Annotated in this window: 11 protein-coding genes and 1 pseudogene; 3 read left to right on the plus strand and 9 right to left on the minus strand. The window is 63.5% G+C overall.

Going from position 1 to position 15,411, the window contains the following annotated elements:
• Positions 1–37: 37 nt before the first annotated feature.
• Positions 38–445 (minus strand): annotated as a pseudogene (locus MMG94_RS10515) (HdeD family acid-resistance protein); the annotation flags it as partial.
• Positions 446–905: 460 nt separating this feature from the next.
• Here MMG94_RS10515 and MMG94_RS10520 point away from each other — a divergent pair.
• Positions 906–1,613 (plus strand): L,D-transpeptidase family protein, encoded by a 708-nt coding sequence (locus MMG94_RS10520; RefSeq protein WP_016921628.1) that lies wholly within the window; start codon positions 906–908, stop codon positions 1,611–1,613.
• Positions 1,614–1,718: 105 nt separating this feature from the next.
• On the opposite strand, the gene MMG94_RS10525 is transcribed toward MMG94_RS10520, so the two are convergent.
• The 5 genes from MMG94_RS10525 to MMG94_RS10545 all read right to left on the minus strand — a co-directional run bounded on the left by MMG94_RS10525 (position 1,719) and on the right by MMG94_RS10545 (position 8,216).
• Positions 1,719–3,428: an outer membrane protein gene (locus MMG94_RS10525; RefSeq protein ID WP_016921627.1), complete on the minus strand. Its 1,710-nt coding sequence runs from the start codon at positions 3,426–3,428 to the stop codon at positions 1,719–1,721.
• A gap of 215 nt (positions 3,429–3,643) precedes the next feature.
• Positions 3,644–5,935 (minus strand): tetratricopeptide repeat protein, encoded by a 2,292-nt coding sequence (locus MMG94_RS10530; protein WP_154419847.1) that lies wholly within the window; start codon positions 5,933–5,935, stop codon positions 3,644–3,646.
• A gap of 99 nt (positions 5,936–6,034) precedes the next feature.
• Complete coding sequence (locus MMG94_RS10535) at positions 6,035–7,189, minus strand: GSCFA domain-containing protein (RefSeq protein ID WP_016921625.1); 1,155 nt, start codon at positions 7,187–7,189, stop codon at positions 6,035–6,037.
• Positions 7,186–7,953, minus strand: coding sequence for a hypothetical protein (locus MMG94_RS10540; protein ID WP_016921624.1), 768 nt, complete (start codon positions 7,951–7,953; stop codon positions 7,186–7,188). Before MMG94_RS10540 ends, MMG94_RS10535 begins: the two co-directional genes overlap by 4 nt.
• Positions 7,950–8,216, minus strand: coding sequence for a hypothetical protein (locus MMG94_RS10545; RefSeq protein ID WP_016921623.1), 267 nt, complete (start codon positions 8,214–8,216; stop codon positions 7,950–7,952). The genes MMG94_RS10540 and MMG94_RS10545 overlap by 4 nt, the downstream gene beginning before the upstream one ends.
• A gap of 169 nt (positions 8,217–8,385) precedes the next feature.
• Here MMG94_RS10545 and MMG94_RS10550 point away from each other — a divergent pair, with 169 nt between their 5' ends.
• Together MMG94_RS10550 and MMG94_RS10555 are read left to right on the plus strand one after the other, a co-directional pair.
• Complete coding sequence (locus MMG94_RS10550) at positions 8,386–9,525, plus strand: methyltransferase domain-containing protein (protein ID WP_016921622.1); 1,140 nt, start codon at positions 8,386–8,388, stop codon at positions 9,523–9,525.
• Positions 9,522–10,514 carry an alginate O-acetyltransferase AlgX-related protein gene (locus MMG94_RS10555; protein WP_016921621.1) on the plus strand — a complete coding sequence of 331 codons (993 nt, stop codon included), beginning with the start codon at positions 9,522–9,524 and terminating at the stop codon, positions 10,512–10,514. Before MMG94_RS10550 ends, MMG94_RS10555 begins: the two co-directional genes overlap by 4 nt.
• Here MMG94_RS10555 and MMG94_RS10560 read toward each other — a convergent pair.
• Genes MMG94_RS10560 through MMG94_RS10570 form a run of 3 tightly spaced genes read right to left on the minus strand, consistent with a single transcriptional unit; the run spans position 10,490 to position 15,132 of the window.
• Positions 10,490–10,801 (minus strand): hypothetical protein, encoded by a 312-nt coding sequence (locus MMG94_RS10560; RefSeq protein ID WP_016921620.1) that lies wholly within the window; start codon positions 10,799–10,801, stop codon positions 10,490–10,492. The genes MMG94_RS10555 and MMG94_RS10560 overlap by 25 nt on opposite strands.
• Positions 10,802–10,816: 15 nt before the next feature.
• On the minus strand, positions 10,817–13,954 hold the full coding sequence (locus MMG94_RS10565) for an efflux RND transporter permease subunit (protein ID WP_016921619.1): 3,138 nt from the start codon (positions 13,952–13,954) through the stop codon (positions 10,817–10,819).
• A gap of 11 nt (positions 13,955–13,965) precedes the next feature.
• Positions 13,966–15,132: an efflux RND transporter periplasmic adaptor subunit gene (locus tag MMG94_RS10570; RefSeq protein ID WP_016921618.1), complete on the minus strand. Its 1,167-nt coding sequence runs from the start codon at positions 15,130–15,132 to the stop codon at positions 13,966–13,968.
• Positions 15,133–15,411: the final 279 nt, after the last annotated feature.

Raw genomic sequence — 15,411 nt, forward strand, 5'->3', positions numbered from 1 at the left:
GCGTGATCACGCCGGAAAATACGACGAAACCCCGAGGCGCGTTCTTTGGAAGCTGAAAAGCGAGGAAGGTCCGCACGATGCCCGAGGCGACGAGGCCGGCGCCCAGGAGCAGCGTGAGGAAACCCGCGGCGAGCAAAGGATTGGCGACGACCGCGCCGCCTCCGACCACATAGAGCAAGCCGATGAGGATCCAGAGAAAGAATTTCTTCCAGGATCGAACCGCGAAAGCATAGGCGATTTCAACGAGGCCGCTGACGATCATGGCGGCGCCGACGAAGATTACCGTCAAAACCGTCGAACCGACGACGCTGCCGAGAGCGACGAACCCGGCAAGGACGAGAAAGGCGCCGAAGGCGACCATCCAGCCCCATTTTTCATGTAACGTCGCGGCCTCGGCCGCTCTCCTTCGAATGACGTCTTCCGAGGACAAACTGGACATCCGCATCCTCCAAAATAAATTGCATAGCGCAAGGAAGGCTAGCAGCGAGGCGCAATGATTGCCAACGCAAAGTTGCGATGGGTCCGAAATTGAGACTTACAGCTGCGCTTAGCTTTGACGATGCGTAAACGCTTTTCGAAAAGAAAGAACGTTCCAGTCATTTGTTAGACGATTGCATGACGTTCGGGAAAGATTGGGAGCGACGGCGCCGCTCGACTGCGCGAGGAGCGGCCAATTTTTTAACCTGGGCTGGCTACAAGAGGTCGAAATCTAACGTTTGGCTCCACTATGAGACTGCGAGACCGCGTGGGATTTTCGACTTTGACGCATGGCGAGCGCCGCGCGGCAAAGCCCCGAGCTTGCCAATTGAGCCGTGTGACGGCAATTTCAGCTTAGCAAAGACCTCCAGCGGGTTTATGCTGGAGTATTCTTTGGCTGGGCGACAGTACGTGGAAACTTCAAAATCATGATCGTGGACAACGGGATTGCCGACGCCGGCGAAAGAAACGAGAGAGTTCTGCTCGGCCTTCGGTCGGGGCGTCTCAGCCGCCGGTCGTTTCTGTCCGGCTCCGCCGCCGGTCTCGGCGCGCTGGGACTCTCCGGTTGCGTGACGTCCGACGACATGCGCGCCGAAGCGGCGAAGCTTTACGGGCCGGTCCCCAGCGAGAAGTTCCCGATTCCCGCGGTCGACGTCAACAAGATCAATCCGAAATATTTTCGCCAGAAAGTGCGCTACGACACCAAGGAAGCGCCCGGGACGATCATCATCGACCCCGCCAATTACTATGTTTACCGCGTTGAAGGCGACGGATACGCCACGCGTTACGGCGCCAATGTCAGCCGCCCCGGCTTCCTGTGGAGCGGTGAAGTTTATGTCGGGCGCAAGGCCGAATGGCCCGTCTGGACGCCGCCCAAGGAGATGATGGCGCGCCAGCCGGAGGCGCGCCAATATGCCGGCGGCATGCCGGGCGGTCTGGACAATCCGCTCGGCGCCCGCGTGCTCTATCTTTATAAGAACGGCGTCTACACGGTCTACACAATCTACAGCACCAGCGACCCCGAGACGATCGGGAACGGCATTACGAGCGGCTGTACCGGCCTCCTCAGCCAGGACATGATCGACCTCTATTCACGAACCCCGGTCAAGACGAAGGTGGTCATGCTGCCGGCGTAGCCAGCGGGCGTCGACGCCTGTTCGGCGCCAGCCTGTTGCGGCGACCGCTCCCAAGCTCCGCTCAGGCAAAAATACGTCGATCCAAAACTACGTTGACCGCAGCTTTTAGAACTTCATTCCGACGCCGGTGACCGGTCCGTGCATCACCGCATTGATTCCGTTCTGGCGGCCGTCCGCCCATTTGGCGAAATCCATGCCGAGCGCCCGATAGCCGATCAGCCCGGTCAGGTTCATCCCGTTGAATTGGAAATCGTAATTATAGCCGCCATAGAACTGCCAGCTGAATTTGCTGCCCGCGCCGAAACCGCCAATGTCGGCGCGCGCTTCGAATTGGCTGCCCGGCGCGAAGCTGTGCCGCATGCGCACGCCGATGACCGGATCGATCCACCAAAGCGCGCCCGAGCCGATCACGCTCCTGCCGCCGATCTGCTCGACGCCGAGCAGGGGCAAATTCGCCGCAGCGACCGCGCTGGCGTTGAGATTGAGCCCGATATTGGCGTAGCGCAGACCGGCATAGGCGTCGAAAGCGGTGAAGGAGGCCGGCGCGCTCAATAGCTTGAAACGCGCAAGCTCGTAGCCGAAGCCCGCTTCGCCAATAGCGACCGTCTGGCGCAAATGGCCGCTGACGCTTGCGGCGACGGCGAGATCGGCGATCGGCGAACGCAGCGAGAGCGTGGAGCCCGCGAAACGAATGCGCGCCCAGGCGAGATCACCATAGGCGAAGAACGGACCGTTCGAGGTCTCGACGCGCCCCATGAAAGCGAGCGGGAAGGAAGAACTCTTGGCGATGGCGTCGATAAAGGTCGCGTCGGCCGCAACGGTCTCGTTGCGCAACAGCATCGTGCCGTTCATGTTGATGACCCAGACATAGGGCATCGCCAGCCAGCGCCAGCCTTCATATTTCGGGCGCTCCAGAGCCGCGAATTGCGGCGACGCGGCTGAGCCATGCGTCTCCGGGATGGTGGAGTCGAAACGGTAATTGAGGCCGGTGCGCACCACATGGCCCGCAAAGCGCGTATGCGCATATGTGGCGTCGACGATCGGCGTCGCGCCGAGCAGCGCGTTGCGATGCGCGAGCGAGGGGTTGCCGAGCCAGAGCTCGCCAAGGTCGTAATAGAGATATTCGAGCTTGGCGGAGAGATTGCGCCCCAGCGCCATTTCGGCGCCCGCGCCGACCGTCCAGCCGGCGAGCATGTCGTAATGGTCGCCGCGCACCGTGTCCGAGGTGAGCGTCGAGGGGCGCAAAGCCTGCGTCACGGCGCCCGAGAGATTTGCGCCGCCATAGGCAAAGCCGCCCGTGACATAAGCCATGATCGTGGGCGTCGCCGCATAGCCGAGACGCGCCCGCACCGTTCCGAGATTTTCGAGCTGGCGGTTGACTTTGAAGCTTGTCGCGGCGAACCCGAAGGGCGCGGGCCAAATGCTGACCTGACCGTTGCCGCCGCGAACGCCGGCGCCTTGAATGTCCGCTTCGACGCCTGCGACGAAGCGCTCCGAGAATTGCCAGTTATAGCCGATCTGTCCGCCGAAAAAGAAACCGTCGAGTCGCGCGCGTACCGTTCCCGTGGCGCCGAGCGCCGAAGCGGGACCGAAATTCAGGAGCGTGTTGTCGAAGAGATTGGCGCTCGACAGATTGATCGGATCGCTCGCGGCGAATGTGTAGCCGGCGTTCATGCCGACATAAAGGCCTGTCCAGGTGAAGACCGGCGGCGCGGACGGCGGCGCCTTTTTGGCGGGGAGGTCGGCGGCGACGGCGGGCGAAACGAGCAGCACGCTCGCGGCGAGCAGGAATCGGGCCTTGAAGCGTTTCAACATTTCTCTTGGCTCTCTTGGCGCCTGAAATTTTGCTTGAGCGGCCATGACCTGAGATAGGCCGCCTGAGTGCGGCTAAACTTATACGAGAGTCCCGGAGGCCGTCGGCGATTCTGCCAAGGAACGGGAGATAGTCGGCGGACGTGGCCATTCAGCCACAGTCTCGGCCCCTAAGGCGCAAGCGCAATGGGGAGCGTCACACACGCATGACGTGTGCGTTATCGCGCTTGATCCCGCTTCGGGCCCTGGGCCCGAAGCGCGTTGACGAAAGCCCTAAGCGATTGGTCCTCCGGCTCCAATTCCGCCAGCCGCTCCGCATGCGGCAAGGCGGCCGCGACATCGCCTTCCTCCGCCTCGTAGGAAGCGAGCGCTGTGAGAATGTCGCGATCGAAGGTGTGAGCGGACAAAGCGCGGCGCAGCGTCTCAATCGCTTTTTGCGCCGCGCCGGCGTCGTGGAGCGCCACGCCATAGACATAGGCGAAGCGGGCGTCGTCGGGCGCCAGCCGCGCGGCTTCCTCCAGATTCGCCATCGCCTCCGGAAGCCTCTTTTGCCGGATGAGGCTCAGCCCAAGCGCATGCGCCAACGCGCCCGACTCCGGATTACGCAGGAAGGCCTTGCGCAGCTGCCCTTCGGCCCCAGCCTCGTCGCCGCCGCTCCGCAGGAGGTCGGCAAGCGAAATCGCGGCGGGCGCGAATGTCGGGTCGAGGGCGAGCGCCTTCTCATAGGCGGCCCGCGCTTGCGCCGGATCGCCGCGCGTAACATAGAGCGCGCCCAGATTAGCCTGGGATTCCGGCCGCTCGGCGTTGAACCGCTGGCCGGCTTCGTATTCCGCCAGCGCTTTCTCGAAAGAGGCGCGTTCGATCTCGGAGAGCGCCGCCTCCGCCTCGCCGGCAAGGGCGCGGGCCGCGTCCATCCGGACGAGCCGCGTATCGTCGGAAAGGAGCGGCGCGAGCGCGTCCCGCTTCGTCGCGGCGTCGGCGTTGGCGAAGACGGCGACGGCCGCGGCGCGCGCCATCGGAGATTTGTCGGCGAGCGCGCCTTTCGCGGCCTCTAACGCCGCCGCCGTCGGCGTCTGGCTGAGGCGCTGCAGCGCGCTCGCCCGCGCGATGGCGGACTGCGTATCGTCCGAGACGATCTTCGCCAGCGCCGTCTGCGCCCCCGGCGCATTGGCGTCGGCGAGGTGAAAAGCCTCCGCAAAGTTCTGCGCGCCCGGCCTCGACCCCGCGCCCCAGGATTTGAGCGCCTCGACCGCCCAGGCTGCGCTCTTGCCGTCATGGCAGGCGTTGCAGGCGTTGGGCGTCGCGAGAGAGGCCGTGCGATCGGGACGGGGAATTCGCATCGAATGATCATGCCGTTTGTCGACGCCCATATAGGTCGTCGTCGGCATGTGGCAGTTGGCGCATTGCGCGCCGGCGGAATCCTTCTGGTGGTGATGATGCGCGGGCGCGTCGAAGACATTGGCCGCGTGGCACTGACCGCAAACCGCGGAGCCCGCGAGACGCAATTTGCCCGAATGAGGATTGTGGCAGTCCGCGCAGGTCACGCCCGCCCCATGCATGCGGCTCTGCAGGAAGGAGCCGAAATTATAGACTTCGTCGCGTTGCTGACCGTCGAGATGGTAAAGTCCGGCTTCAAGCGTCACGGGACGAAAAGCGTCGTAAAAGCGCGCCGCCGCAAGTGGGTCGTCGGAAAATTGCTGACGCCTCGAATGGCAGCCCGCGCAGATGAGAGCCTCCTTGTCGCCCGCGGGAGGACCCGTCCGGGTCGCAGCAACGCCGTCCTCTATCCGCCAGCTGACCCCGCCCCGCGCAAGGCCGATGGCGAAGCCCCTGTTCGAAGTCGGCGTCGACGGCGAAGCGGCCCAGGCGAGATGGTTGGAGCCCGGGCCGTGACAGGCCTCGCAGCCCACGCTGATCTCGGAGAAGGAAGTCGCGAAGGCGCTGGAAGCGGGATCGTAATTCTTGCGCAGATTGGTGGAATGGCACCAAGCGCATTGATAGTTCCAGTTCTGGTCGATCCCCGTCCAGTGCAAGGGGTCGCCCGGCGCGAGCCTGCGGTCCGGATAAAGATCGAACCAGCGCTGTCCGCCCTGCTCGGCGGGGCGCGAATCCCACGCGATTCCGAAAGCCTGAAGGCGTCCGCCGGGAAGCTCGAGCAAATATTGCTGAAGCGGCGCAACGCCGAAGACGTAACGGACCGCGAAGTCGCCAGGCTTGCCGTCGGGCCCAGCGGCGTGAATGAAGAATCGACCCTCTTTCTTGAAAAAAATCGTCTCGGACGCGCCGTTCTTGAACGCCGCGCCATCGAAACGGCCAAGGACGCTCGTCTCGCTCGGCTCCTGCATCGCCGCTTTGTGCTGCGACCGCAGCCAGTCTCCATGCTGAGCCTCGTGACAGGAGGCGCAAGCGCCGGAGCCGACGAAATCAGCGTGCGACTCCTGCGCCGCCGCAGCGGCGGTAAAGGAAACAAAAAAGCAAACGGCCGTCAGGAGGCCGCGAAGGAAAGGCATGGCGCGTCCTTTTGCCTGCAAGTCGGGCGGCGTCAAAGTGGCCCGCGAGCGGTCGAAGAGCAATATGGCTGGCTTGACCCATAAAGCTTCCACCTCGCATCAACCTTCGCTTCTCCCCTGCAATTGCTCCGCACCGGGCTCATCCTCTTCCGTAGCCGCCGTCGGCGTCGCCCCGAGCTCCAACGCCTCTTCATCGCACATCACTCTCATCGCCTCCGCGACCGCGTCGTCCGGAGCGCCCGGCTTTACAGGCGTCAGCGCCTGCGCCGTACGGCGAAGCGCCTCCTCCACCAAATTGCGCTTGATGAAGCGGCGATCGAAGACGCGCATGACGTGAGCGACGCCTTCAGGCGTGACGCTACGGCGGTCGGGTCCGAAATAGTCGAGGCCGCCATAGCCGCCCGCGACGATTTCGTAAGATGGAAAATAAGCGACATGGGAAAAATGGCGCTCGAGAATGTCGCAGGCGACACGAAGAATGGATTTCGACGCCATGGTGGAAACCGTCACATGGCGCCGCTCCGCCGTCGCGACGAGCGGCACGGGAGAGACGGTGAGGATGACGCGCGCGCCGGGATTGACAGCGGCCAATGCGGCGATGAAAGCGGTCAAATCAGCCACGACGTCGTCCACGCCGAAATTTACGAATTCGTGCCGGGCCGGCGCATAGTCGCCGCCGGCGACGCCGGGGCACAGGGGAAAAACCGCCTTGTCCTCGCGGGACCGCCAAGCTTCGGTCAGTCCCAATGTGAAAATGAAGGCGTCGAGCGTTTCAAAAGCCTCGCGGACCGCCGCAAAGTGACCGTCGCGGTCAAGTTCGAGTTCGCGCTGTGAATTGAAGCCGCCTTCCTGTATCTGCGGGCGAAAGGGATCGACGACGACCCCCGCCCGCTCAACCCAATAATTCTCCTTTGGCGTGAAGCGACCATAGGCGCGCTCGAAAAGCTGCAGCAATTGCCGGCTGGTGTAGACATTGCCGTAGCGGGCGGAATAGACGCCGTAATTCAACGCATGCGCCGCTCCCTCGGTGAGAAAGGGGTGCGCCTTCTCCGTCACGAGGTAATTGCACCCGCTTGCGGCGAGATGCCGGCCGATATGCTGTGCGAAGCAACTGCCTGCCGTTACGATCCGGTCGCGGGCGCCGACACGGAATGGCGGGTCGACAACGGGGTCGATCTCGTCTGGCGCGACCTCTGCGACGGCGTGGCGCCAATAGGCATGGGCCGGCAGGCGGGAATAGGGATGCTTTTTCATGCTTGGGCTGCAGTCAGTCGCGCTTCCATCATCTCGATCGCTTTGGCGACCATCGCCTCGCCGAAAAGTTGGTTCGCATGGCTCGCATCCGCGCCCCAGGCCTCCTGCGCAAGGACGCCCGGCGGCGCGACGAAGCGTTCGGGAACGGCGACGAATTCGATGTTTTCCCTCGCGCAGACCGCCCGATAGAGACCGCTCTGCACCCGCCACATCTTGTAACGGAACAGCTCCGAAGAGAGCTTGCCGCGATCGACGGCTTTGCGGAAGAATTCCTTTGGATAAGCGAGCACGCGTGCGTCAGGAAGAGGCGGCGGCGGCTCCAGGCAAAAAAGCGGGATCGACGTCGCGCGGCGTAAAAGAGCGAGAACGCCGAGCGTTAACGCCATTTTCTCCCGCATGGTTTCGCGCACCGCGGCCTCGGGCAGGATTGAGGCGTCCGCGGCGAGCGGCAGGTCGGGATCGTCGCCCAGCACGAAATCGACCGGTCCGCGAGACTGCGCCACCGACATGGCGATATGTTCGTTGCCGCCGACCGAGAGGAGACCGAAAGCCGCGTCTTCGCCCGCGATGATCTCGGCGAGCTGCGGATTGATGCGCACGCCCTCCGGCTCCTCGACGATCGTCGGCATGATCGTCGGCTCATACAGATAGACGAAGCGCGACGAGAAGGCCTCTCCGGCGATCGTGGCGCCTTTGTGCTGCAGTTCGTAGCAGCCTTTCGCAATCGCGACGATGTGGCTGTGGCCCAGCCCCAATATCCTCATTCGCCGGGCGACCTGACCACGGAGTCACGCACGGAGCCACGATTGTCGATTTCGACGCCGATCGGCTCGCCTTTTTGAATGGGGCCGGAAATCTGGCGCCTGACCGCCACAATGCGATGCTCCTTCTCGCCGACAAGGATTCTGCGCCCGATCATTTCCGAATCGGCGGAGACGGCGAAAGGCGATCGGATCGCGATCATGTCGTGACCCCGATAGCCATATCGGTAGAAGGCCTCCACCTTTATCGCCTCGCTCTCCGGCATGTTTTTCCCTCCCGGATATGGCGACGGACCGGCGCCTCCCTGCGCGGCCAAGATATTCCGCCCGCAAGGAAAGGCCAAGCGGCGGGCGCGCGGCGTTACGAGGGAGCCGAGTTTTCCCTTGCGGCGGACCTGTGTTAAAGCTCCGGCCCCGCAACCCCGCGTTTCTTGCATGACGAATCCGTACCAGACAGCGCCCCTTCAGGAGATTCCAACAAAGGAAACCTTCGAAGAATCCTGCTATCTGGCGGCCAATCCGGATGTCGCGGCCGCTGTCAAGGCTGGAACAGTCGCCTCCGGCTGGGCGCATTTCAGGAAATTTGGCGCGACCGAAGGCCGCCGGCAGAAGGTTCCGGAAGAAGAGACCCCCACGGCTGAAAATTTTGACGAGCTGCGTTATCTTGCGGCCAATCCGGACGTAAGGGACGCGGTCGCCCAAGGAATATTTCCCTCCGCTCGCGCGCATTTCAACTCGGCGGGACGCTTGCAGAATCGCCGACAGCGCCGCGCGAGCCGCATCCCCGGCATTCGCGTCCAAAAGCTTGCGGCGCTGCGTCCGCTTCTTTCGGACCCGCAGGCGCCGCTCGACGCGAACGGAAAACTTTGTTTCCTCGACGCGGACAAGCGGGCCAAAGACGCCCTCGACGATGAAATCCCCGTCAGCGAGAACGGCTATGACGACGAGACCGTCGCGCTCATCGAAGGCTCAGCGAACGGTCTTGTGCTCGACGTCGGCGCCGGTTTTCGGCCCGTCTATTATAGTAACGTCGTCAATCTCGAGGTGAAGGACTACCCGACGACGGATGTCATCGGCGTCGCGGATCGGCTGCCTTTCAAGGATGATTCGTTCGAAGGCGTGATTTCGATCGCGGTGCTCGAACATGTGAAGGATCCATTCGCCTGCGCGCGGGAGATCGCGCGCGTTCTGAAACCCGGCGGATGGCTGAAATGCTGCGTGCCTTTCCTGCAGCCGCTGCACGGCTATCCGCATCATTATTTCAACATGACGCATGAAGGGCTGCGCACATTGTTCGAGCCCTATCTTTCGATCGAACGGCAGGAAGTAAACCCGGCGACGCATCCGGTCTGGGCCATCGCCTGGCAATTGCGCGCCTGGGCGGACGGATTGCCGCCTTCTGCGAAGAAAGCCTTCCTGAAGCTGCGGGTGAGCGACCTCGTCGGTTTCCCCGGTCCCATGCTCGCGCAGCCCTGGGCGCGCGATCTTCCGATCGACAAGCAATTCGAACTCGCCGCCGCGACGATCCTTTTTGCGCGCAAGCCTTCATATCCAAAGGGCGACGCGGAAAAATGAGCCTGACCAGCCTTCATGTTCACAAAGGGCTCGACGATTGGCTGTTTCTGACCGGCGGGTCGAATTTCGTCACCACGCTTTATCAGCGCGAAGGCGGCCATCTGCCGGACGTCGCGCTCGAGGGTTGGCGTGACACGATTGTCGCGCGCAAACGACGCTGCGACGCGCTCGGCGTCCGCTACGCTCATATCGCGATCCCGGAAAAGCTCACCATCTACGGACACAAGCAGGCCGAGCCATTGGTCGATCCCGATCTCGCGCCGGCCTTGCGCCTCCTCAAGCTCTTCGACTGCGATCCTGCGGCCTATGGCTATGTCGATCTCGTCGCCCTGATGCGCGCGCATCGGGACAGCGTCGACCTTTATTTTCGAACGGACACGCACTGGAATGCGATCGGCAGTCTGCTCGGCTACGAGACGCTCTGCGATGCGCTCGGTCTGGAGCGCAACGCCGCGCTCGCCGAACGGCCTTTCGTCGACGATCTGCGCCTGCTGGATCTCGGATCGAAGCTCGACCCGCCGGTTTACGAGCCGGTGCGCGAAGTGACCTGGCTTCAGGACGCGACCCGAGTCTATCACAACAATGTCGTGCGTCTCCTGGAGGCGCATGAATATGGCGGCGAGATACATGTCGGTTCGCACGCAATCTTCAAAAACCCGAAGGCTCCCAACGACTGCAAGCTGACGCTGTTCGGGGACTCCTTTTCGGGCGTCAGCCCCTTTCATTTCACAGCCCTGCTCGCGGAGACCGTCAGCGAGCTGGAATTCATCTGGTCCGCCAATGTCGATTGGGGACTCGTCGAGCGCGTCAAGCCGGACATCGTCGTCACCGAAATTGCGGAACGTTATATGGCGATCCCGCCGAACGACCGTTTCAGCCTGCGGGCGACGCAGATCCGGCAGGAATGGCTCGGCCGGCGCCGACGCCTTGAAGCCTGGTTGCGCGACAAGCGCGCGAATTGGCGTCAGCGTTCGAGCAAGTCCGCATAAGCTTCCTTCACCCTGCCCCAATCGCGCTCGTCCAGGATGAGTTCCGCAAGCTCGTCGCCGCGCTTGGTGAGCTTGCGGAAGATCCAGGCTCCGTTGAAATAGGCGCCGGGCGCCTCGATGAAGTCGAGTTCGCGCAGCAGCTCGAGCGCCTCGACGAGTTCGGACCGCGGACGCTCCAGGCGGTGGGCGATATCGTCGAGCGGAAGAAGAAAGCCCTCCGGCGGGGAGCGCTGCAAGCGCTTCAGCTCCAGAAGCGCCAGCCGCATCAAATCGACGTCGCGCGCCATGCCTGCGCTTTCATTCTATCGATGGAAGCGTCGTGCGAGCGCGCGCGACAGCACGTAGAAGATCGGCGTGAAGGCCAGGCCGAAAATCGTGACGCCGAGCATTCCGCTGAAGACGGCGACGCCGAGCGATTGACGCATTTCCGCGCCGGCGCCGTGCGAAACGGCGAGCGGCAGCACGCCCAGAATGAAGGCGAGGGACGTCATGAGGATCGGGCGCAGGCGCGTGCGGGCCGCCTCGATCGCGGCCGAAAAGCGGTCCTTGCCCTCATCCTCGCCCTGCCGCGCGAACTCCACGATGAGGATGGCGTTCTTCGCCGCGAGGCCGATGAGGACGACGAGGCCGATTTCGACAAGGATATTCCGGTCGAGCCCTTTGAACGCGACGCCGCTCATCGCTGCGAGGATGCACATGGGCACGATGAGAATGACCGCGAGCGGCAGCACCACGCTCTCATAAAGCGCGGCGAGCAGCAGGAAGACGAAGACCACCGCGAGGCCGAAAGCAAGCATCGCCGTGTTGCCGGCAAGCTTCTCCTGCAGGGCGATTTCCGTCCATTCGAAGCCGAAGCCCTGCGGCAGCGTCTGCTTTGCGAGCGACTCGATCATGGCGATGCCCTGCCCCGAGGAGACGCCCTTTTTGAGGTCCATTTGCACTTCGGCGGCAGGATAGAGATTGTAGCGCGGCACGCGGAAGGGGCCGGTCGTATCCTTGAAGGTCGCGATGGCGCCGAGCGGCGTCATTTCGCCCGTCGCGCTGCGCGTCTTGAGCTCGGAGAGGTCGCGCAAGGTGAGGCGATGCGGATTGTCGGCCTGCGCCATGACCCGGTAGGTGCGGCCGAGAATGTTGAAGTCGTTGACGAAGACCGAGCCGAGATAGACCGACATGGTCTCGAAGACCCGCGAAATCGGCACGCCGATCATCTCCGCCTTGGTGCGGTCGATATCCGCGTAAATCTGCGGCGTGCGCGTGTTGAAGAGCGTGAAGGCCTGCGCCACGCCCGGCATATGCATGGCGGGTCCGGCGAGGCCCCAGGTCGCGCCCTCGAGCGCCGGCAACCCAATGCCGCCGCGATCCTGCACATAGCCCTTGAGGCCGCCGCCGGTGCCGATGCCCGGAACGGCCGGCGGCTCCAGCACGAAGACGAAAGCTTCCTTGATCGGCGACAGCGCCATTCGGATGTCGTCGCGGATGCCGACGGCCGTCAGCCCTGCTTTGTGGCGCTCGGCGAAAGGCTTCAGCGTTACGAAGATGACGCCGGCGTTCGGGGTGTTGGTGAAGGTCGCGCCGTCGAAACCCGTGAAGACGACGCTGGACTGCACGCCGGGCCGGCTCAGAATGATATTCGTCGCCTGACGCATCACCGCGTCCGTACGGTCGAGGGCGGCGCCGGGCGGCAACTGGAAGGCGGCGATGAGATAGCCGCGATCCAGCGTCGGCACGAGGCCCGTCGGCGTCCGGCGCAGAAGCTCGCCGGCGACGCAGATGAGCAGTCCGTAAACGATCAGCGACAGCAGTCCCATGCGCACGAGCCGCGCGGTCAGCGCGCCATAGCGCTCGGACATAGACTCGAAGAGATGGTTGAAGCGATCGAAAAAGGCGCGCAGCGGATGACGCAGGATTGCGAAGCCGTGATCCTCCTCATGCGCGCCATGCGGCTTGAGCAGAATGGCGGCGAGCGCCGGCGAGAGGGTGAGCGAGACAAAGGCCGAAATCAGCGTCGCCGAGGCGATGGTGATGGCGAATTGTTTATAGAAGGCTCCCTGCAGGCCGGTGATATAGGCGACGGGAATGAAGACGGCGATCAGCACCAGCGCGATCGCGATGAGCGCGCCGCCCACTTCGTCCATCGTCTTGTGCGCCGCCTCCTTCGGGCTCATGCCCTGCGCAAGGTAGCGCTCGACATTCTCCACGACGACGATCGCGTCGTCGACGACGATGCCGATGGCGAGGACGAGGCCGAAAAGCGACAGCGTGTTGAAGGTCAGCCCCAGCAGCTTCATCACCGCGAAGCTGCCGATGAGCGAGACGGGGATCGCCACCACGGGGATGATCGCCGCGCGCCATGTCTGCAGGAACAGGATGACGACCAGCACGACGAGCACCACCGCCTCGCCGAGCGTGCGCACGACTTCGTCGACCGACTGCTGAATGAATTCGGTCGGGTTGTAGACGATGGAATAATCAAGGCCGGCGGGGAAGGACTTTTTCATCTCGACCATCGCCGCCTCGACGGCGGCGGAAGTGGAGAGCGCGTTGGAGCCGGGCTTCTGGAAAATGACGATGGCCGTCGCGGGATCGCGGTCGAGATAGGCGTTGACGGTGTAGTCCTGCGCGCCGATTTCGACGCGCGCCACGTCGCGCAGGCGCACCTGCCCGTCCGTATCCGCGCGCAGCACAATGTCGGCGAATTGCTGCGGATCGGAAAGACGCCCGAGCGTGCGCACCGAAAGCTGAAAGGCTCCGGGAGACGCCGCCGGCGGCTGGTTGATGGACCCCGCCGCAACCTGAAGGTTGGCGGCGCGCAACGCATTGATCACTTCGCCCGCGGTCATGCCGCGCGCGGCGACCTTGTCGGGATCGAGCCAGACGCGCATGGAATAATCGCGCGCGCCGAAGACGCGCACGTCGCCCACGCCGTCGAGTCGCGCGAGCTCGTCGCGCACGTAGAGAGTCGCGTAATTGGAGATATATTGCTGGCTGCGGGAGCCGTCGGGCGAGCGCAAATGCACGACCATCATCAGATCGGGCGACGCCTTCTTCACCACGACGCCGAAGCGCTGCACCTCTTCCGGCAGGCGCGGCGCGGCGATGGCGACGCGGTTCTGCACCAGCACCTGCGCGAGATCGATATTCACGCCGGTCTTGAAGACGACGTTGATCGTCAGGAGCCCGTCGCCCGTCGATTGCGACGCGATGTAGAGCATGTCGTCGACGCCGTTCACCTCCTGCTCGATGGGCGAGGCGACGGTCTGGGCGATGACTTCCGCCGAGGCGCCGGGATAGGTGGCGGTGATCATCACCGTCGGCGGCGCGATGTCGGGATATTCTGACACGGGCAGCGTTCGCTGCGCGATGAGCCCGGCGATGGTCAGCAGCACCGAGAGAACGGCGGCAAAGATCGGCCGCTCGATGAAGAAATGCGGAAAGCGCATGCGACTTCCGTCTAATTGGCCAGAGGGGCGATGACGCTTTCGGTCGGCGCGACCGTCGCGCCGGGCCGCACCATCGGATTGGCGAGGCCTGCGGTGATGACGAGATCCTTCGCGTCGAGCCCCGACAGCACGACGCGCAACCCCTTGTGGAGAGGCCCGAGCGCCACTGGCTTCGCCGCGACCTTGTGGTCGGGGGTCACGATCATGACGATTTTATTCGTTTGATCCGAAGCGATCGCAGCGTCGGGAATCAGCAAGGCGGCGAGGTCGCCGCCATTGATCCGAACGCGGCCGAAGGCGCCGGGCGTGAGAAAGAAATCCTTGTTCTCGAGGATCGCGCGGGCTCGAATCGTGCCCGAGCGCGCATTCAGCTGATTGTCGAGAAAGTCGACGCTTCCCATGCGCTTCCAGTCTATTTCGTCCGCGAGGCGCACGAAAGCGGGCGTCTTATCGGACTTGTGGCGGGCCGCGCCGCTGCGCGCATAATGCAGGAAATCGGACTCCGAAACGTCGAATTCGAAATGGATGGGGTCGAGCGAGACGATCGTCGTCAGCAGCGTCACGCCCCCCTGAACGAGATTTCCGACGTCGATGCGGCGATCCGAGACGCGGCCCGAAATCGGCGCGCGCACCTGCGTCCATTCCAGATTGAGTTCGGCGTTGCGCAGCGACGCCTCGGCGCCGAGCAACTGGGCGCGCGCCGAATCGGAGCCCCCACGGCGCTGATCCATGTCGCGCCTCGTAATCGTGCCGCCGCCGACGAGCGATTCGCCGCGCGCCGCGTCCTTGGAGAGCATCGCCGTCTGGGCCTGCATGCGCACGACCTCGGCCCGGGCGCTGTCGACCGCGATCTGATAGGGGCGCTGATCGATGGTGAAGAGCAGATCGCCCGCCTTCACGATCTGGCCGTCCGTGAAGTGAATCTTCTCGACGGCGCCCGACACGCGGGGGCGCACCTCGACCCGCTGAACGGGTACGAAACGGCCCGTATACTCGTCCCAGCGCGGCACGATCTCGGCGAGCGGATGCGCGACGGTGACGGCGGGCGGCGGCGGCGCGGCAGGCGTTTCGTCCTGCGCGCTGACGCCCGTCCGAAAGAGGGCGGCCCCGCCCAGAACGAGGAGGCCAAAGGTAATCCACGCAAGACGGGGAATAGCGCGAAGCCGCGTCCAATCCATGGCGATGCTCTTGAGAAGGAGATAGCGGGCCGTCGGACCGCGATCCTTAAACTAGGGCAGAGTCACTGTCCCGTCCACCGGCCGCAGCGCACAAGGCGCGCCAGCGACGATGAACCGAAAAGTAGCCATAGAATCAATATTAAGTCAAAATTCTCGCAAAAGTTTAATTGCTAAACTCCGTCAAGGCTTGGTCTTGTTTACATTATGTGGCATGGTCCACTCGCGTTGGCTGGGGACAAACCACGTAATTACTCTCATAGGTTGCACGCCTCGGGCCGT

The organism is Methylocystis parvus OBBP, assembly GCF_027571405.1.
Taxonomy (GTDB): domain Bacteria; phylum Pseudomonadota; class Alphaproteobacteria; order Rhizobiales; family Beijerinckiaceae; genus Methylocystis; species Methylocystis parva.